Origin of the sequence: Halorubrum californiense DSM 19288 (assembly GCF_000336875.1) — an archaeon.
GTDB classification, from domain to species: domain Archaea; phylum Halobacteriota; class Halobacteria; order Halobacteriales; family Haloferacaceae; genus Halorubrum; species Halorubrum californiense.
The window spans coordinates 1-566 of the sequence record NZ_AOJK01000079.1; the positions used below are offsets into that span (position 1 = coordinate 1).

Genomic DNA, 566 nt, shown 5'->3' on the forward strand with positions numbered 1-566 from the left:
CAAACCCGCACGGACACGTCAGCGTCTCCTGATGCCGCGTGGTTCGCTCCGTCGACCCGCACTGCGGGCACTCCTGACTCGTCCACGCTTCCGACCGAGCCTCAACCGAGATACCGTACTCTTCGGCGGTACAGGCCAGTCGGTCCACGAATTTCCTGAACGCCCAGAAATTGTGTGTCTTAGCGTTCGCCTCGACGGACCAGTGCGTCTCTAGCACGTCGGTCAAGTCACCGACATGCACGGTGTTGACACCCTCGGCGTACAGCCGTTCGATCACGTCGCGACACAGCGCTGCTTGCGCGTGATCGCGGCGCCGAGTGCGTTTGCGATACAACCGCCGGATGCGCTCGCTGCTGTCTCGGCCCGCTTCGAGTTTAGCCTGTAACCGGGCGATTTCTTGTGTCGTCTCTCGGAAGCGAGCGAACAGGTCGCGACCCTCGTACAGATACTGTTCGCCGGTCGTCGTGGTACAGGCAACGAGATTGTTCGCACCGATATCCAGAGCGGCCGTTTCATCAGCCAGTGGAGTCGCCCGCGCCTCGTCGGAAACAGTCACGGGCTGCGAA

Annotated in this window: 1 protein-coding gene; it reads right to left on the reverse strand. The window is 61.8% G+C overall.

Annotated elements, in window-relative coordinates; translation table 11 throughout:
* Positions 1 to 566, reverse strand: a 566-nt coding sequence (locus C463_RS16670) for an RNA-guided endonuclease TnpB family protein (RefSeq protein WP_008446136.1), incomplete at both ends; no start/stop codon positions are given.